Origin of the sequence: Citrobacter sp. CtB7.12 (assembly GCF_001297795.1) — a bacterium.
Lineage (GTDB): Bacteria > Pseudomonadota > Gammaproteobacteria > Enterobacterales > Enterobacteriaceae > Citrobacter_A > Citrobacter_A amalonaticus.
Genome location: NZ_LIFT01000028.1, coordinates 17,727 through 36,590 on the forward strand (window position 1 = coordinate 17,727; position 18,864 = coordinate 36,590).

Annotated in this window: 14 protein-coding genes, 2 rRNA genes and 1 pseudogene; 8 read left to right on the forward strand and 9 right to left on the reverse strand. The window is 52.4% G+C overall.

The window, feature by feature from the left end; all coding sequences use genetic code 11:
* Window positions 1-328: 328 nt before the first annotated feature.
* The 4 genes from glnA (at window position 329) to AOY24_RS25115 (ending at window position 4,700) form a co-directional block, all read left to right on the forward strand.
* The gene (gene glnA, locus AOY24_RS21905; protein WP_042325425.1) at window positions 329-1,738 is read left to right on the forward strand and encodes a glutamate--ammonia ligase; all 1,410 of its coding nucleotides are present in this window, start codon (window positions 329-331) and stop codon (window positions 1,736-1,738) included.
* A gap of 273 nt (window positions 1,739-2,011) precedes the next feature.
* Window positions 2,012-3,061 carry a nitrogen regulation protein NR(II) gene (glnL, locus tag AOY24_RS21910; protein WP_044257151.1) on the forward strand — a complete coding sequence of 350 codons (1,050 nt, stop codon included), beginning with the start codon at window positions 2,012-2,014 and terminating at the stop codon, window positions 3,059-3,061.
* An 8-nt stretch (window positions 3,062-3,069) separates the two neighbouring features.
* Window positions 3,070-4,479: a nitrogen regulation protein NR(I) gene (gene glnG / locus AOY24_RS21915; RefSeq protein WP_042998847.1), complete on the forward strand. Its 1,410-nt coding sequence runs from the start codon at window positions 3,070-3,072 to the stop codon at window positions 4,477-4,479.
* A 110-nt stretch (window positions 4,480-4,589) separates the two neighbouring features.
* Window positions 4,590-4,700, forward strand: coding sequence for a YshB family small membrane protein (locus tag AOY24_RS25115; protein ID WP_090050632.1), 111 nt, complete (start codon window positions 4,590-4,592; stop codon window positions 4,698-4,700).
* 88 nt (window positions 4,701-4,788) lie between these two features.
* On the opposite strand, the gene hemN is transcribed toward AOY24_RS25115, so the two are convergent.
* The 3 genes and pseudogenes from hemN to AOY24_RS25680 all read right to left on the reverse strand — a co-directional run bounded on the left by hemN (window position 4,789) and on the right by AOY24_RS25680 (window position 7,224).
* Window positions 4,789-6,162 (reverse strand): oxygen-independent coproporphyrinogen III oxidase, encoded by a 1,374-nt coding sequence (gene hemN / locus AOY24_RS21920; RefSeq protein WP_044257149.1) that lies wholly within the window; start codon window positions 6,160-6,162, stop codon window positions 4,789-4,791.
* A 187-nt stretch (window positions 6,163-6,349) separates the two neighbouring features.
* Window positions 6,350-6,859 carry a Der GTPase-activating protein YihI gene (gene yihI, locus AOY24_RS21925; RefSeq protein WP_042998845.1) on the reverse strand — a complete coding sequence of 170 codons (510 nt, stop codon included), beginning with the start codon at window positions 6,857-6,859 and terminating at the stop codon, window positions 6,350-6,352.
* A gap of 103 nt (window positions 6,860-6,962) precedes the next feature.
* Window positions 6,963-7,224, reverse strand: a pseudogene (locus AOY24_RS25680) (hypothetical protein).
* 213 nt (window positions 7,225-7,437) lie between these two features.
* On the opposite strand from AOY24_RS25680, the gene yihA reads away from it, so the two are divergent.
* Complete coding sequence (gene yihA, locus AOY24_RS21930; protein ID WP_042998843.1) at window positions 7,438-8,070, forward strand: ribosome biogenesis GTP-binding protein YihA/YsxC; 633 nt, start codon at window positions 7,438-7,440, stop codon at window positions 8,068-8,070.
* A gap of 329 nt (window positions 8,071-8,399) precedes the next feature.
* On the opposite strand, the gene polA is transcribed toward yihA, so the two are convergent.
* A complete protein-coding gene (gene polA, locus AOY24_RS21935) occupies window positions 8,400-11,186 on the reverse strand; it encodes a DNA polymerase I (protein WP_054177376.1) in 2,787 nt (928 codons plus the stop codon).
* A gap of 364 nt (window positions 11,187-11,550) precedes the next feature.
* Between polA and AOY24_RS21940 the strand changes: the two genes are divergently transcribed.
* Window positions 11,551-12,486, forward strand: a complete 936-nt coding sequence (locus AOY24_RS21940; protein WP_043001789.1) for an acyltransferase — start codon at window positions 11,551-11,553, stop codon at window positions 12,484-12,486.
* 12 nt (window positions 12,487-12,498) lie between these two features.
* Here the strand turns inward: AOY24_RS21940 and dsbA are convergent, their stop codons facing one another.
* The 3 genes from dsbA to AOY24_RS21955 form a co-directional block, all read right to left on the reverse strand.
* Window positions 12,499-13,122: a thiol:disulfide interchange protein DsbA gene (dsbA, locus tag AOY24_RS21945; RefSeq protein ID WP_042325410.1), complete on the reverse strand. Its 624-nt coding sequence runs from the start codon at window positions 13,120-13,122 to the stop codon at window positions 12,499-12,501.
* Between the two features lie 14 nt (window positions 13,123-13,136).
* Window positions 13,137-14,123, reverse strand: coding sequence for a serine/threonine protein kinase (locus tag AOY24_RS21950; RefSeq protein ID WP_044265132.1), 987 nt, complete (start codon window positions 14,121-14,123; stop codon window positions 13,137-13,139).
* Window positions 14,124-14,199: 76 nt separating this feature from the next.
* On the reverse strand, window positions 14,200-14,469 hold the full coding sequence (locus tag AOY24_RS21955) for a YihD family protein (protein ID WP_042325406.1): 270 nt from the start codon (window positions 14,467-14,469) through the stop codon (window positions 14,200-14,202).
* A gap of 69 nt (window positions 14,470-14,538) precedes the next feature.
* On the opposite strand from AOY24_RS21955, the gene mobA reads away from it, so the two are divergent.
* Both mobA and mobB read left to right on the forward strand, forming a co-directional pair.
* Window positions 14,539-15,123, forward strand: a complete 585-nt coding sequence (mobA, locus tag AOY24_RS21960; protein WP_042998840.1) for a molybdenum cofactor guanylyltransferase MobA — start codon at window positions 14,539-14,541, stop codon at window positions 15,121-15,123.
* Entirely contained in the window at window positions 15,120-15,623 is a 504-nt protein-coding gene (mobB, locus tag AOY24_RS21965) for a molybdopterin-guanine dinucleotide biosynthesis protein MobB (protein WP_046401649.1), read from the forward strand. Before mobA ends, mobB begins: the two co-directional genes overlap by 4 nt.
* A 102-nt stretch (window positions 15,624-15,725) precedes the next feature.
* On the opposite strand, the gene rrf is transcribed toward mobB, so the two are convergent.
* Window positions 15,726-15,841: ribosomal RNA gene (gene rrf / locus AOY24_RS21970) — 5S ribosomal RNA — on the reverse strand.
* A 96-nt stretch (window positions 15,842-15,937) separates the two neighbouring features.
* Window positions 15,938-18,844, reverse strand: a 23S ribosomal RNA gene (locus AOY24_RS21975).
* Between the last annotated feature and the right edge of the window lie 20 nt (window positions 18,845-18,864).

Here is an 18,864-nt window from a genome sequence, read left to right on the forward strand (position 1 = left end):
TCGCACTACAAAACAGGATCACAAACATCCTCCGCAAACAAGTATTGCAGAGTTTCTTTGTGATCGCTTTCACGGAGCGTTAAAAGGGTTATGCACGGTCCATTGCACCAATATGGTGCTTAATGTTCACATTAAAGCACTATACTGGTGCAACATACACGGCATGGTGCAACCCTTTTGCACGATGGTGCGCATGATAACGCCTTTTAGGGGCAATTTAAAAGTTGGCACAGATTTCGCTTTATCTTTTTTACGGCGACACGGCCAATGATTAAAGAATTGAACACCTCGTTACCACGACGACTATGACCAATCTGGAGAGTTAAGTATGTCCGCTGAACACGTTTTGACGATGCTGAATGAGCACGAAGTGAAGTTTGTTGATTTGCGCTTCACTGATACCAAAGGTAAAGAACAGCACGTCACGATTCCTGCTCATCAGGTAAATGCCGAATTCTTCGAAGAAGGCAAAATGTTTGACGGCTCTTCGATTGGTGGCTGGAAAGGCATCAACGAATCCGACATGGTGCTGATGCCGGATGCTTCTACCGCAGTCATCGACCCGTTCTTCGCGGATTCTACGCTGATCATCCGTTGTGACATCCTGGAACCTGGCACCCTGCAAGGCTATGACCGCGATCCGCGCTCTATCGCCAAGCGTGCTGAAGAATACCTGCGCTCCACCGGCATCGCGGATACCGTTCTGTTTGGGCCAGAACCAGAATTCTTCCTGTTTGACGATATCCGTTTCGGCGCGTCAATCTCCGGTTCTCACGTGGCTATCGATGACATCGAAGGCGCCTGGAACTCCTCCACCCAGTACGAAGGTGGTAACAAAGGTCACCGTCCGGCAGTAAAAGGCGGCTACTTCCCGGTTCCACCAGTAGACTCTGCTCAGGACATCCGTTCTGAAATGTGTCTGGTGATGGAGCAAATGGGCCTGGTCGTTGAAGCTCACCACCATGAAGTGGCCACTGCGGGTCAGAACGAAGTGGCAACCCGCTTCAACACCATGACCAAAAAAGCGGACGAAATTCAGATCTACAAATATGTGGTACACAACGTCGCTCACCGCTTCGGCAAAACCGCGACCTTTATGCCAAAACCGATGTTCGGCGATAACGGTTCCGGTATGCACTGCCACATGTCCCTGTCCAAGAACGGTACCAACCTGTTCTCTGGCGACAAATATGCGGGCCTGTCTGAGCAAGCGCTGTACTACATCGGCGGCGTAATCAAACACGCTAAAGCGATTAACGCCCTTGCGAACCCGACCACCAACTCATACAAGCGTCTGGTCCCGGGCTACGAAGCACCGGTTATGCTGGCTTACTCTGCCCGTAACCGTTCTGCCTCTATCCGTATTCCAGTGGTCGCGTCTCCAAAAGCACGTCGTATCGAAGTCCGTTTCCCGGATCCGGCAGCGAACCCGTACCTGTGCTTTGCAGCACTGCTGATGGCCGGTCTTGACGGCATTAAGAACAAGATCCACCCTGGCGAAGCCATGGACAAAAACCTGTACGACCTGCCGCCGGAAGAAGCGAAAGAGATCCCACAGGTTGCAGGTTCTCTGGAAGAAGCACTGAACGAGCTGAACCTGGATCGCGAGTTCCTGAAAGCGGGCGGCGTGTTCACTGATGAAGCTATCGATGCTTACATCGCGCTGCGTATTGAAGAAAACGACCGCGTACGCATGACGCCGCACCCGGTAGAGTTTGAGCTGTACTACAGCGTTTAACTGTATCTTAAAAGCCCGACGAATTTCGCGTTGCGGCAAGGCGGCAACGGAGCGAATCCCCAGGAACAGAGATAACGATGTGACTGGGGTGAGCGAAGGTAGCCAACGCAGCAGCAGCGTGAAAGGCGTCAGGTGTTTTTTAGTTGCCGTGGAAACTTTTAGCCCATCTCACGATGGGCTTTTTTCACCGTCAACAATCTGATCCTTCGCGCTTTTTCTACATAAAAAGCTATAATGCACTAAATTGGTGCAAATTTTTCAGGAGACTGCTGTATGGCAACAGGCACGCTGCCCGATGCTGGGCAGATCCTCAATTCTTTAATCAACAGCATCTTACTGGTCGACGATGAGCTGGCGGTGCATTACGCCAACCCGGCCGCGCAGCAGTTACTCGCCCAAAGCTCCCGCAAACTGTTTGGTACGCCGCTTCCTGAACTCCTGAGCTATTTTTCTTTGAATATCGAACTGATGCGTGAAAGCTTAGAGGCGGGACAAGGGTTTACCGACAATGAGGTCACGTTGGTGATTGATGGGCGTTCACACATTCTTTCGCTCACCGCGCAGCGTTTGCCAGACGGCCAGATCCTGCTCGAAATGGCGCCGATGGATAATCAGCGCCGCCTGAGCCAGGAGCAGCTACAGCACGCTCAGCAGGTCGCTGCGCGCGATCTGGTGCGAGGACTGGCACACGAGATTAAAAACCCGCTCGGTGGCTTACGCGGCGCTGCACAGCTATTAAGTAAAGCCCTGCCCGACCCGGCGCTGCTGGAATACACCAAAGTCATTATTGAACAGGCTGATCGACTGCGTAATCTGGTCGACAGGCTGTTGGGCCCGCAGATGCCGGGAACGCATGTCACGGAAAGTATTCATAAGGTGGCAGAGCGCGTGGTGGCGCTGGTTTCTATGGAATTACCGGCCAACGTCACGCTGGTCCGCGATTACGATCCCAGCCTACCGGAATTGCCGCACGACCCGGAACAGATCGAGCAGGTGTTGTTGAATATTGTCCGTAATGCATTGCAGGCTCTGGGGTCAGACGGTGGGGAGATTGTGCTACGTACCCGTACCGCGTTCCAGCTCACGCTGCACGGCGAGCGCTATCGCCTGGCGGCGCGTATCGACGTCGAAGATAACGGGCCGGGGATTCCTTCCCACTTACAGGATACGCTGTTTTACCCCATGGTCAGCGGCCGCGAAGGCGGCACCGGGCTGGGATTATCCATCGCCCGTAATTTGATCGATCAGCATTCCGGCAAAATTGAATTTACCAGTTGGCCAGGTCATACCGAGTTCTCGGTTTATCTGCCGATTCGGAAATAGAGGTGCTTATGCAACGAGGGATAGTCTGGGTAGTCGATGACGATAGTTCCATCCGTTGGGTGCTTGAACGTGCTCTCGCCGGGGCGGGTCTGAGTTGTACGACCTTTGAAAACGGTAACGACGTGCTGGGTGCGCTGGCGAGCAAAACGCCGGACGTGCTGTTGTCCGACATTCGCATGCCTGGAATGGACGGGCTGGCGCTGTTAAAACAGATTAAACAGCGTCATCCAATGCTTCCGGTCATCATAATGACTGCGCATTCCGATCTGGATGCTGCCGTCAGCGCCTATCAGCAAGGGGCGTTTGATTATCTGCCGAAACCCTTTGATATCGATGAAGCGGTAGCGCTGGTTGAACGCGCCATCAGCCATTATCAGGAACAGCAGCAGCCGCGCAATATTCAGATCAACGGCCCGACAACCGACATCATCGGTGAAGCGCCGGCCATGCAGGATGTATTTCGTATTATCGGGCGGCTCTCGCGTTCCTCCATCAGCGTGTTGATTAACGGGGAGTCCGGGACGGGTAAAGAACTGGTCGCCCATGCCCTGCACCGCCACAGCCCACGCGCCAAAGCGCCGTTTATCGCGCTCAACATGGCGGCGATTCCGAAAGATTTGATCGAATCCGAGCTGTTTGGTCATGAAAAAGGGGCATTTACCGGAGCGAATACCATTCGTCAGGGACGCTTCGAACAGGCCGATGGTGGCACGCTGTTTCTTGATGAGATTGGCGATATGCCGCTGGATGTGCAGACCCGTCTTTTGCGCGTATTAGCCGACGGACAGTTTTATCGCGTTGGCGGCTATGCGCCAGTGAAGGTGGACGTGCGAATCATCGCCGCGACTCACCAGAACCTGGAACTGCGTGTGCAGGAAGGCAAGTTTCGTGAGGATTTATTCCATCGTCTGAACGTCATCCGCGTACACCTGCCGCCGTTGCGCGAGCGCCGGGAGGATATTCCGCGCCTGGCCCGCCACTTCCTGCAGGTTGCAGCGCGCGAACTGGGCGTAGAAGCTAAGTTATTGCACCCGGAAACCGAAGCGGCGCTGACGCGGCTGGCATGGCCGGGTAACGTTCGCCAACTGGAAAATACCTGTCGCTGGTTAACCGTAATGGCGGCTGGACAAGAGGTATTAATTCAGGATCTCCCCGCTGAACTGTTCGAAGCCACCGCGCCCGAAAGCCCGTCGCATCTCCAGCCGGACAGTTGGGCCACGCTTCTGGCGCAGTGGGCGGATCGGGCGCTGCGATCCGGTCATCAAAACCTGCTGTCGGAAGCACAACCTGAAATGGAGCGCACGTTGCTGACCACAGCACTACGCCATACACAGGGCCATAAACAGGAAGCGGCACGCTTGCTCGGATGGGGGCGTAATACCCTGACGCGTAAGTTGAAAGAGCTGGGAATGGAGTAACGTCACACGGTTGTGTAAAGATTAATAATTGAGCGCAAATTGCCGTTATTTTGCACTTTACTGTTCCGATGAGTTCAGTATGATCGTGCCCGGCAAACGGGGGACAAAACATGCTGGAATCGATTATAAATCTGCTATCAAGCGGAGCGGTCGACAGCCATACGCCACAAACTGCGGTTGCCGCAGTACTGTGCGCCGCGCTGGTTGGGCTGTTCAGCTAACACTGTGCCGGATGGCGCTATGCTTATCTGGCTTACAGGCAACATCAATCGTAGGCCCGGTAAGCGTTAGCGCCACCGGGCAACGTTTTTATATCACGCGTGAGAACTGCTGCATCCGCGCTTTTTGGCGCAGATACGCATCAAAGCACATGCAAATGTTGCGAATCAGCAGACGCCCTTTCGGCGTGACCTGAATCCCCTTCGTTGTCACATCCACCAGCCCATCTTTCGCCAGCGGCGCCAACAGCTTCAGGTCTTCGGCAAAATAATCCGCGAAGTTCAGATCCCACTGCTGCTCAACTGCGGCAGTGTCGAGACGGAAATTGCAGATAAGCGACTTGATGACGTCACGACGGATACAGTCATCGCGAGTCAGCGCGATACCGCGCCATAAGGCATTTCCCTGCTCATCCACCTGCTGATAGTAGAGTTTCAGCTCTTTCTGGTTCTGGGCATAGCAATCGCCAATCATACTGATGGCAGAAACGCCCATCCCCAGCAGATCGGTGTCACCCTGGGTGGTATATCCCTGAAAATTACGGTGGAGAACGCCTTCGCGCTGGGCAATCGCCAGTTCGTCATCCGGGCGGGCAAAATGGTCCATACCAATAAACTGATAGCCGGTCTCTGTCAGCGAGGAGATGGTTTCCTGCAAAATATCCAGCTTCTGCTGCGCGCTGGGCAGATCGGCATCTTTTATTTTGCGCTGCGCGGCAAACAGCGTCGGCAAATGCGCATAGTTAAAGACGCTCAGACGATCGGGGCTTAATTCCGCAACCCGCTTCAGGGTAAAGGCGAAACTTTCCGGCGTCTGTTTAGGTAAACCGTAGATCAGATCGATATTGGTCGACGTAAAGCCAATGTCACGTGCGTGATTGAGCAGCGCAAAAATAAACTCCTCATCCTGCTCACGGTTAACCAGTCGCTGGACCTCTTTGTTGAAGTCCTGCACGCCCATGCTGAGACGATTAAAGCCTTCCGCGCGTAAATGATCGAGCACATCCAGCTCAATCTCACGGGGATCGACTTCGATCGAAATCTCCGCATCCGCATTGAAGTGGAAATGATTTCGCAGCAGCGCCATCAGGCGACTGATTTGCGCTTTATTCAGGTAAGTCGGCGTGCCGCCGCCCCAGTGCAGTTGGCTGACCTTGCGTCCGGCAAACAGCGGCGCACGGTGCAGAATTTCCTGTTCGAGTGCATCCAGATACTGATCGGCCTTATGCTGCTGACGGGTCACAATCTTATTGCAGCCGCAGAAGTAGCAGAGCTTGTGGCAAAACGGGATATGGACGTAAAGCGAGAGCGGACGCTCAGGATAGCGCGCGACAGCCTGTAAAAATGCCGGTTCGCCAAACGCATCAGAAAATTCCAGCGCGGTCGGGTACGAGGTATAGCGCGGCCCGGAATAGTTATATTTCTGGATCAGGGCCTGATCCCAGTCTATTTGTTGTTCTGACATGCTCACTCCTTCCGATGGCGTCTCTGGCGGGTACGGCGTACCGGCCGCACTCCATTTCGAGTACTAAGCCGGCTGCGCAGCCACTTCTGTCGCCGCGACAACCGCTGTAGTTTAACGAATAACCACACCAGATAACATATAACCGGAAGGGTTATAAGCAGGACGGGCAGGCCCACGGTGTAAACCGTTAGTTACCGCCACGCAGCAGGCGCATCATATCTTCCTGCTTCTCATCATCTTCCTCTTCTTCGTCATCATCGTAGGAGAGGCCCAGCTTCTGCATCAGTTCATCGATGCGATCCAGTTTGGCATCCACCCAGGACTGATCTTCCGCGCTCAAGGTTTCGCCTGCTTCAAGACGTTCTAACAGCGCATCCAGGCGCTCATCTGTTTCCAGTAAATCCAACTCAGCCTGCGGTGAAAGCATAGGTTTCTCGCTCTTCGGTTTGTGCTGTTTGGTGACTTTTTCGGTCACGCCCAATGGAATAGGGGTTTTACTGCCGATGCGTGGATCTTTCTGTTGGTTCTTGTTTTTACCGCCTGACGCCGCGTCACCACCGGTCGCACGGCTACCCGCCGCGTGTCCACGGTGTTTTTTCTGACGCTTGCGGTCACGAGCTTCCTGATTCAGCTCTTCGCGGGTTTTACGGCGTGCCTTTGCAGGGCCTTTGCCGCGTGGTGTAGAAGTGGATTTCATAGTGATTCGTCTTTGGCTGTTTTATTCAGTATATAATTGCGCCGGAATCTAGCAGAAATAAAGAAAAAAGGCGACAGATTGCTCTGTCGCCTTTTCACCTTACTCACAACCCTGAACGGGTCCTACATTCCCTGTCGGCTATCAACGCACCCTGTTTTTCCGTCAGCCTGGAACATTCCGTGTCTTTTCCGTTTCCGTATACCAACGTCTCCGAACGTCTGTCATCCTGACAATCCTGTGTCTTCGCCTCCTGGCGCTCCTGACCCTCATCCTGAGTCGTCTTCCTGTACAGCTATCCTCGCTATGGGGGTTACTCTACTCTTTTGGAGTAAAGTAACAAGTCGTTGGCCGCACAGTTCAGCCATTTTCAGAATATTACATACCTTTTAATAGTATGATTTAGTTGATTTATTTAATTATTTTCTCTGCAATTACTCTGAAATTTCGTATAAGAACAATCGGCAATGTCTCACAATATGCAGGGTTTTTACTCACAACAGACCCATGTCGAAAAATCAGTCTTTTGCTCCTGTTCAGGTATAATCGCGGCAAAGCTTTGACTGACGGAGACGACCGCTTTGATTAACCTGAATTATCAACAGACGCACTTTGTGATGAGCGCGCCTGATATTCGCCATTTACCTTCCGATACGGGGATTGAAGTGGCATTTGCTGGCCGTTCCAACGCAGGTAAGTCCAGCGCGCTGAATACGCTGACCAATCAGAAGAGCCTGGCGCGGACTTCGAAAACGCCTGGCCGCACTCAATTGATTAACCTGTTTGAAGTGGTCGACGGCAAACGCCTTGTTGACCTGCCCGGCTATGGTTACGCCGAAGTGCCGGAAGAGATGAAGCGCAAGTGGCAACGCGCGCTGGGTGAATATCTGGAAAAACGCCAGAGCCTGCAGGGACTGGTGGTGCTGATGGATATTCGCCACCCGCTAAAAGATCTTGACCAGCAGATGGTCCAGTGGGCCGTCGAGAGCAACATCCAGGTTCTGGTGCTGCTGACGAAAGCGGACAAACTGGCGAGCGGGGCGCGTAAGGCCCAACTGAATATGGTCCGTGAAGCGGTATTAGCCTTTAACGGCGATGTGCAGGTTGAGACCTTCTCATCGCTGAAAAAGCAGGGCGTGGATAAATTACGGCAGAAGCTGGACAGTTGGTTTAACGAACTGGCGCCGGTGGAAGAGGATCAGGGCGGGGAGTAATTCATCGCGACGCCGGATAGCGACGCGGTGCGTCTTATCCGGTCTGGCACGCCGACCCTATCTTTCGCCCATAAAAAACGCCCCAGTCAGAAACTGACTGGGGCGGCTAAAATATTCAGCCAAATCCGATTACGTGAAGTAAAAGGTCTGAAAGATAGAACATCTTACCTCTGTACCCTACGCGAATAACTTTACTCTTTTTTGAGCAGCTCAGAAAGCACTTTTTGTAATTTTTTTTCATTCTTTACATAGGGAATTCCAATACCCATCACAAAAATCGCGCACTTATGTTGCTTAATTACGAAAAAAGCGCGTTATCTCGCGAGCACTTAGTGCGCCTGATCCCAGTTTTCACCACTTCCAACTTCCACCAGCAGCGGTACATCAATGCGTGTGCAGTTCTCCATCAACTGATGGATCTTTTTCGCTACCGTGTCCAGGTCGTCTTTGTGTACTTCAAACACCAGTTCATCGTGTACCTGCATGATCATACGCACGCGCGGTTTTTCCATTTCCAGCCAGCCATCGACCGCAATCATCGCCCGTTTGATAATATCGGCAGCGGTTCCTTGCATCGGGGCGTTAATCGCCGCACGCTCCGCACCCGCTCGACGCGCGCCGTTGCTGGATTTAATATCCGGCAGATAGAGACGACGGCCTTCCAGCGTTTCAACGTAGCCCTGCTCTTTTGCCTGAGCGCGAGTGCGTTCCATATACTCCAGCACGCCGGGATAACGTTCAAAATAGAGGTCCATGTATTTCTGCGCTTCTTTACGCGGAATGTTCAACTGGCGCGCCAGACCGAACGCACTCATACCGTAGATCAGACCAAAGTTGATCGCTTTCGCGCTGCGACGCTGTTCGCTGGTCACGGTCTCCAGCGGCAGACCAAACACTTCGGCGGCAGTGGCGCGGTGAATGTCCTTCCCTTCGGCAAACGCCATCAGCAGCCCTTTGTCGCGTGAAAGGTGCGCCATAATACGCAATTCAATCTGCGAATAGTCCGCAGAAACAATCAGGTAATCCTTCGGCGGGATAAATGCCTGGCGGATACGACGCCCTTCTTCATTACGTACCGGAATGTTTTGCAGGTTCGGATCGGTCGATGACAAACGGCCCGTCGCGGTCACGGCCTGATGATAAGAGGTGTGCACACGCCCGGTTTTCGGGTTAATCATCAGCGGGAGTTTGTCGGTGTAGGTCGATTTCAGCTTCGCCAGACCGCGATACTCAAGAATCACTTTAGGTAGCGGGTAATCCAGCGCCAGTTCTTCCAGCACTTCTTCAGAGGTTGACGGCGCGCCGCCTGGGGTTTTCTTCAGCGGCTTAATGCCCTGTTTTTCGAATAGGATCGTCTGCAACTGCTTGGTTGAAGAAAGGTTAAATACTTCTCCTGCAATCTCATGGGCTTTCTGTTCCAGCTCCGCCAGACGGAGCGTGATCTCCTCGGAGTGCTTGTGCAGCACCGCGGGGTCGATCTTCACACCGTTACGCTCTACACGAGATAACACCGGTACCAGTGGCATTTCGATGTTTTCAAAGACGTTCAGCGGCCCTTTGTGCTGCTGCAGCTCTGGCCACATTTTCAGATGCAGCTGTAAGGTGACATCGGCATCTTCTGCCGCGTAACGTCCCGCCTCTTCCAGCGCAATCTGATTAAAGGTTAGTTGGTTCTTCCCTTTACCCGCAATCTCTTCAAAAGTGATGGTTTTATGTTTCAGCCAGCGATCGGACAAACTGTCCATATCGTGACGTCCGGCAACGCTGTTCAGAATGTACGACTCGAGCATGGTATCAAAAGCGATGCCGCGCAGTTCGATACCATAATTCGCCAGAATGCCGCGATCGTACTTGAGATTTTGCCCGACCTTACGCGCGTTTTCATCTTCCAGGAGCGGCTTGAGCATCGCCAGCGCACGGTCGCGGGAGATTTGATCCGGCGCATCCAGATAGTCATGCGCCACTGGCACATAAGCCGCCACTCCCGGCTCAATAGCGAATGAGAGCCCTACCAGGTTGGCGGAGATGTTATCCAGACTGTCGGTTTCGGTATCGAAGGCAAACACTGGCGCTTTTTTCAGCTTCGCAATCCACGTTTCCAGCGTCGCTTCATCGAGAATGGTCACGTAATTCTCATAAGAAAGTACGACAGCGGCTTCTTCCGGGGCTTCATCAATGACAATCGTTTCCTGCGGTTTTACCGCCGGTTTTGCCCCTTTTGCTTGTAACCACTTGCCCGCTTCGACATCAGCGGTCCAGCGCTTGAATTCATACTTTTTAAACAGCCCAACCAGTTCGTCAGCCTGGGGTTGTTGCACTTCCAGTTGTTCGCAGGTCAGTTCCAGCTCAACGTCTGTTTTGATCGTCGCCAGTTTATAGGAGAGGTATGCCACCTCTTTGTTTTGCTCAAGTTTACCCGCCATAGTTTTCGCACCGCGGAACGTCAACCCGGCAATTTTATCGGACTCAGCATAAAGAGTATCCAGGCCACCCAGCCCCTGTAGCAATGCCTGCGCGGTCTTTTCCCCGACCCCCGGTACGCCCGGAATGTTATCGGAGGAATCGCCCATTAGCGCCAGGAAATCGATGATCAGTTCCGGCGGCACGCCGTATTTTGTCACCACCTCATCTGGACCAAGAATGGTGTTGGTCATGGTATTGATGAGTGTGATATTTGGCGTGACCAGTTGGGCCATGTCTTTATCGCCGGTACTGATCAGCACCGGGCGCCCCATTTTTTCTGCCTCACGCGCCAGGGTACCAATAACATCGTCCGCCTCCACGCCAGATACAGCCAGCAGCGGTAGCCCCATCGCCTTCACCATGGCATGCAGCGGTTCGATCTGCGCCCGCAGATCGTCCGGCATCGGCGGGCGATGCGATTTGTAATGCTCGAATAATTCGTCACGGAAGGTTTTACCCTTGGCATCAAATACCACTGCGGCATGCGTTGGCTGATATTGCATGATCAGGCTGCGCAGCATATTGAGGACACCGTACATCGCGCCTGTCGGTTCGCCTGCGCTGTTGGTCAGCGGCGGAAACGCATGGTATGCGCGATAGAGATAAGAGGAGCCATCTACAAGGATAAGTGGGTTTTCTGGGATCTGAACCATAATGTCCGTGCCTGTTTATCAGATTATGGATAAAGGATGCCACAGACAGGATGAAAACATGAGTTTTTCACCACATTTGTCGTAATTCTTTTGCAGATCTTCTGGATCGCTCGCAAAGCCGCCTGTGGATAACTTTGTGAATAATTAATTTTCATCGCATTAATTTCAAAACGATGCGTTAACCATCATTTATAATATTCTTTAAATTCAATTAATTAGAAAAACGACAGAATAAACCCTTTATGTTTTCATTGAATTACTGAATGTGGATAGATATGGCGTGTTTTTCTCTGTCGCGAAGAACCGTCATTTGAGTCATTTTCTGATAAAATCAGCCCCCTTGCGCGACTTTAGCGTACTGTTTATGGCTAATCCTTTGAATAATTTAATCATGGCGAGATTACTCGCTACAGTCACCCTGTTGCTGAGCATTGCATTGACCATTGTGGTCACAATTTTGTGCTCCGTACCGATCATTCTGGCCGGACTGGTAAAGCTCCTGCTGCCCGTTCCGTTCGTCTGGCGCAAGGTATCTCTGTTTTGTAATTTCATGATGTATTGCTGGTGTGAAGGCCTCGCCCTGCTGTTGCATCTCAATCCATGGCTGAAATGGGATGTGCAGGGCCTGGAAGGACTGAGCAAGAAAAACTGGTATCTGCTGGTGTGTAATCATCACAGCTGGGCGGACATCGTGGTACTGTGCGTACTCTTTCGCAAGCACATTCCTATGAACAAGTACTTCCTTAAGCAACAGTTGGCCTGGGTACCTTTTATCGGCCTCGCCTGCTGGGCACTGGATATGCCATTTATGAAGCGCTATTCGCGCGCTTATCTCCTGCGCCACCCGGAACGCCGCGGTAAAGATGTCGAGACTACCCGTCGGTCCTGCGAGAAATTCCGCGCGCATCCCACCACGATCGTTAATTTCGTCGAGGGCTCCCGCTTTACCGAAGAAAAACGTCAGCAGACCCGCTCGCCGTATCAACACCTGTTGCCACCAAAGGCGGCGGGCATTGCGATGGCGCTGAATGTGTTAGGTTCGCAGTTCGATAAATTACTTAATGTTACGCTGTGCTATCCGGAAAACGACCGTACGCCCTTCTTCGATATGCTGAGCGGGAAACTCACGCGCATAGTGGTTCGCGTGGACATGCAACCCATTCAGGAAGAACTGCACGGCGACTACGTTAACGATAAAGGATTTAAGCGTCGTTTCCAGCTATGGCTGAATACGCTATGGAGCGAAAAAGACGTGTTAATAGAAGAGATTAAAGCGACAACTAAAAACGCCGGTCACTGACCGGCGCTGCTTTTATTTCTTACCGACCAGGTATTTCACCGTGTCAGCATATTGCTGAACAAAGATATCCATGCTGCTGGTATCCATGCCCTGCGGATTCACCTGATATTTACCGTTAACAAACATCGCCGGCACGCCCTGCAGTTGCAGATCGGCAGCAGCTTTTTCCTGCTGCGCAACCAGTGATTTCACGACAAAGCTGTTCCACGCGGCATCGTAATCTTCGCCTTTAATACCGGCATCCACGAACACTTTACGGATATCTGCAACGCTCTGCACGGTCTGGGTTTTCTGTACCCCTTCAAACATCGGCACAGTCACTTTATCTTCTACGCCCAGTGCCATCGCGACGGCCCACGCTTGCGTCAGATCCTTGCCCAACGGGCCCAGGAACTCAACGTGGTATTTGGTCATTTTGACGCCTTCAGGAAGTTTTTTCTTCACATTCTCAGAAACATGAAGGACTTCTTCAAACTGGTAGCAGTGTGGGCAATAGAAAGAGAAGAACTCCAGCACCTGCGGTTCACCGGCAACGGGCTTTTCCAGGGTGGTATACTGCTTACCATCCTCGAATTGCGCTGCCGATGCGCTAAAAGCTAAAACCATACCAGCCAGCGCCAGCCAAATCTTTTTCATGATTACGTCTCCGATTAATACATGGGTGTTAATTGTAATGGGGGTTCTTGCAGGACTTTTGCCTGCTCGATAAATGTCGCGGTCTGTCGTTGCCAGTAATCTTCCCCAGTTAACCACGGGAAGTTTTTAGGAAACGCAGGATCGTCCCAACGACGCATCAGCCAGGCAAGATAATAAACCAAACGCATAGCACGTAAAGGTTCAATCAGTTCAATTTCAGATGTTTCGAACTCACTAACTTCTTCATAAGCTTCAATAATCGTTTCAAGCTGCATACGTTGCTCAGCTTTATCACCATTAAGAAGCATCCACAGATCCTGAATGGCAGGACCGTTGCGGGAATCATCTAAATCGACAAACAGCGGCCCCTCGCGCCAGAGGATATTTCCAGCGTGGCAGTCGCCATGTAGACGAAGGCTGTCAAAATTTGTATGCCACCGCTCAGTGACGGCCGCAATCAGTGTATCCGTCGCTTTCAGAAATGCGGCCTTTTGTGCGGACGGAATGAGTTGGGCGTGCTCGAAGAGTTTACGCGGCTCGACGAGGTATTCGTCCAGCCCGATGGTCGGTCGCCAGGTAAATGGCTGCTTACGGCCGGTCTGATGAAGACGCCCCAGATAACGGCCCACCGCTTCCATTTGATCGATATTGTCCGCTTCGAACTGTCGACCTCCTACACTTGGAAAAATCGCGTAGTGGAACCCCTGATGCGATAATAGCGTCTGACCATTAAAAGCCAACGGCGCAGCAACCGGGACTTCATCCTCAAGCAGCTCAATCGCAAACTGATGCTCTTCCAGGATCTGATCAACTGACCAGCGCTCAGGGCGATAAAATTTAACGACAAAACGCCGACGGTCTTCATCCTGGAACTGATAGACACGGTTTTCATAGCTGTTAAGCGGGGTAAGACCAGAATCCACCCGGATCCCCTGCTCAAACAGCGCATCCATGATGGTATCCGGGTGTAATGTCTGGAAATTGAAAGTGTTGTTATTCATCCCATCATCCGGAAAATACGTCGAATGATTCAGGATATCATTTCATAACAGCTTCGGTGGCCCCGCTTACAAGCTTTTACTCTTTAATTACGCCACGAGCGCGCAACAGCGCCGTCTTGAAATCTTCCTCGTAATCTTTCTGAATACCGGGAATAACCGCGTCTTTTGCAGAGTCGCGCATTTTCAGGTGATAGATCAGAATGTCGTCGGTTAAATCCGCCAGTTCACCGTCAAAACCTGACTCTTTCGCCAGTTTCTGCAAAAATTGCATCAGGTTAAGGTCGGGCTCTTTTTGCCAGGCTGGCTGGAGGAGTTCAATAACTTCATTCAGGCGTTTACATTTCATGGTCATGCTCCTTACTCTTGAGACAGACACGTTAGCAGGGTCAATCCCACAATAAAAGAGGCGATATCAGTGAATCAGGATAGTGCAATAACAGGGGTTGTACTGGCTGGCGGAAAGGCCAGGCGAATGGGGGGCATTGATAAAGGCTTGCTTGAGCTTAAAGGGAAACCGCTGTGGAAACATGTCGCCGATACGCTGTTATCCCAACTGGAAACGGTGGTTGTGAATGCCAATCGGCATCAGGAAATTTATCGCTCGGGTGGCCTGAAAGTCATTTCAGATGTGATGGCGGATTTTCCCGGCCCGTTGGCGGGCATGCTTTCTGTTTTCCAACAGGAGGCGGGCGACTGGTTTCTGTTCTGCCCCTGTGATACCCCTTTTATCCCGCAGACGCTGGCAGCCCGCTTACGTGCCCGGTGCAATCAGGCACCGGTGGTATGGGTGCATGATGGAGAGCGCGATCATCCCACCATTGCGCTGGTTCACCGTTCAGTCCAGCCATTTTTGCAGCGCTATTTACAGTCTGGCGAGCGGCGGGTCATGGTTTTTATGCGTCAGGCAGGTGGGCATGCCGTTGACTTCAGCGACTGCAAGGAAGCGTTTGTGAATGTGAATACCCTTGAGGAGCTTGATAAATGGCAGGAAAAACCATGATCCCTCTACTGGCTATCGCCGCGTGGAGCGGAACGGGAAAAACGACACTGCTCAGGAAGCTAATCCCGGCGCTGTGCGCCGCCGGGATCCGCCCCGGACTTATCAAACATACGCATCATGATATGGATGTGGATAAGCCAGGCAAAGACAGCTACGAGCTACGCAAAGCAGGAGCGGCGCAAACGTTGGTCGCCAGTCAGCAACGTTGGGCATTAATGACTGAGACACCTGAAGAACCCGAACTGAATCTGGCGTACCTGGTCAGCAGGATGGATCATGCCACGCTGGATCTGGTGCTGGTTGAGGGATTTAAGCATGAGGCCGTGCCTAAGATCCTGCTGTTCAGAAGCGATGCAGGGCATGATTTCAGCGAATTAACGCTGGATGAGCATGTGATTGCGGTAGCCAGTGATGTTGTATTGCCGCTTGACGTTCCGGTGCTGGATTTAAATGATGTAGATGTGATTGCGAAGTTTATTGTGGCGTGGTGTGCGATTTGACGACTTGCCGGGTGGCGGTTTCGCCTTACCCGGCCTACAAAATTCGGTGATCCAGAAACGCAAAAAGCCCATCCGTCAGGATGGGCTCTTCACTTGTTTGATGCCTGGCAGTTCCCTACTCTCGCATGGGGAGACCCCACACTACCATCGGCGCTACGGCGTTTCACTTCTGAGTTCGGCATGGGGTCAGGTGGGACCACCGCGCTACAGCCGCCAGGCAAATTCTGTTTATTAACCCGCCTTTCGCCGGTTAATCTAATCTGTAATCACGCTGAAAATTTTCTCTCAATCCGCCAAAACAGCTTCGGCGTTGTAAGGTTAAGCCTCACGGTTCATTAGTACCGGTTAGCTCAACGCATCGCTGCGCTTACACACCCGGCCTATCAACGTCGTCGTCTTCAACGTTCCTTCAGGACCCTTAAAGGGTCAGGGAGAACTCATCTCGGGGCAAGTTTCGTGCTTAGATGCTTTCAGCACTTATCTCTTCCGCATTTAGCTACCGGGCAGTGCCATTGGCATGACAACCCGAACACCAGTGATGCGTCCACTCCGGTCCTCTCGTACTAGGAGCAGCCCCCCTCAATTCTCCAGCGCCCACGGCAGATAGGGACCGAACTGTCTCACGACGTTCTAAACCCAGCTCGCGTACCACTTTAAATGGCGAACAGCCATACCCTTGGGACCTACTTCAGCCCCAGGATGTGATGAGCCGACATCGAGGTGCCAAACACCGCCGTCGATATGAACTCTTGGGCGGTATCAGCCTGTTATCCCCGGAGTACCTTTTATCCGTTGAGCGATGGCCCTTCCATTCAGAACCACCGGATCACTAAGACCTGCTTTCGCACCTGCTCGCGCCGTCACGCTCGCAGTCAAGCTAGCTTATGCCTTTGCACTAACCTCCTGATGTCCGACCAGGATTAGCTAACCTTCGTGCTCCTCCGTTACTCTTTAGGAGGAGACCGCCCCAGTCAAACTACCCACCAGACACTGTCCGCAACCCGGATTACGGGCCCACGTTAGAACACCAGCCATTAAAGGGTGGTATTTCAAGGATGGCTCCACACGAACTGGCGTCCGCGCTTCAAAGCCTCCCACCTATCCTACACATCAAGGACCAGTGTTCAGTGTCAAGCTATAGTAAAGGTTCACGGGGTCTTTCCGTCTTGCCGCGGGTACACTGCATCTTCACAGCGAGTTCAATTTCACTGAGTCTCGGGTGGAGACAGCCTGGCCATCATTACGCCATTCGTGCAGGTCGGAACTTACCCGACAAGGAATTTCGCTACCTTAGGACCGTTATAGTTACGGCCGCCGTTTACCGGGGCTTCGATCAAGAGCTTCTCCTTACGGATAACCCCATCAATTAACCTTCCGGCACCGGGCAGGCGTCACACCGTATACGTCCACTTTCGTGTTTGCACAGTGCTGTGTTTTTAATAAACAGTTGCAGCCAGCTGGTATCTTCGACTGATTTCAGCTCCACGAGTAAATCGCTTCACCTACATATCAGCGTGCCTTCTCCCGAAGTTACGGCACCATTTTGCCTAGTTCCTTCACCCGAGTTCTCTCAAGCGCCTTGGTATTCTCTACCTGACCACCTGTGTCGGTTTGGGGTACGATCTGATGTTACCTGATGCTTAGAGGCTTTTCCTGGAAGCAGGGCATTTGTCACTTCAGCACCGTAGTGCCTCGTCATCACGCCTCAGTGTTAAAGTGAACCGGATTTACCTGGAACACACACCTACACGCTTAAACCGGGACAACCGTCGCCCGGCCAACATAGCCTTCTCCGTCCCCCCTTCGCAGTAACACCTGGTACAGGAATATTAACCTGTTTCCCATCGACTACGCCTTTCGGCCTCGCCTTAGGGGTCGACTCACCCTGCCCCGATTAACGTTGGACAGGAACCCTTGGTCTTCCGGCGAGCGGGCTTTTCACCCGCTTTATCGTTACTTATGTCAGCATTCGCACTTCTGATACCTCCAGCATGCCTCACAGCACACCTTCACAGGCTTACAGAACGCTCCCCTACCCAACAACACTTAGTGTCGCTGCCGCAGCTTCGGTGCATGGTTTAGCCCCGTTACATCTTCCGCGCAGGCCGACTCGACCAGTGAGCTATTACGCTTTCTTTAAATGATGGCTGCTTCTAAGCCAACATCCTGGCTGTCTGAGCCTTCCCACATCGTTTCCCACTTAACCATGACTTTGGGACCTTAGCTGGCGGTCTGGGTTGTTTCCCTCTTCACGACGGACGTTAGCACCCGCCGTGTGTCTCCCGTGATAACATTCTCCGGTATTCGCAGTTTGCATCGGGTTGGTAAGCCGGGATGGCCCCCTAGCCGAAACAGTGCTCTACCCCCGGAGATGAATTCACGAGGCGCTACCTAAATAGCTTTCGGGGAGAACCAGCTATCTCCCGGTTTGATTGGCCTTTCACCCCCAGCCACAAGTCATCCGCTAATTTTTCAACATTAGTCGGTTCGGTCCTCCAGTTAGTGTTACCCAACCTTCAACCTGCCCATGGCTAGATCACCGGGTTTCGGGTCTATACCCTGCAACTTAACGCCCAGTTAAGACTCGGTTTCCCTTCGGCTCCCCTATTCGGTTAACCTTGCTACAGAATATAAGTCGCTGACCCATTATACAAAAGGTACGCAGTCACCCCATTAAAGAGGCTCCCACTGCTTGTACGTACACGGTTTCAGGTTCTTTTTCACTCCCCTCGCCGGGGTTCTTTTCGCCTTTCCCTCACGGTACTGGTTCACTATCGGTCAGTCAGGAGTATTTAGCCTTGGAGGATGGTCCCCCCATATTCAGACAGGATACCACGTGTCCCGCCCTACTCATCGAGCTCACAGCACATGCAATTTTGTGTACGGGGCTGTCACCCTGTATCGCCGGCCTTTCCAGACCGTTCCACTACCACACATGCTGATTCAGGCTCTGGGCTGCTCCCCGTTCGCTCGCCGCTACTGGGGGAATCTCGGTTGATTTCTTTTCCTCGGGGTACTTAGATGTTTCAGTTCCCCCGGTTCGCCTCGTTAACCTATGGATTCAGTTAACGATAGTGCAACGAATTGCACTGGGTTTCCCCATTCGGACATCGCCGGTTATAACGGTTCATATCACCTTACCGACGCTTTTCGCAGATTAGCACGTCCTTCATCGCCTCTGACTGCCAGGGCATCCACCGTGTACGCTTAGTCGCTTAACCTCACAACCCGAAGATGTTTC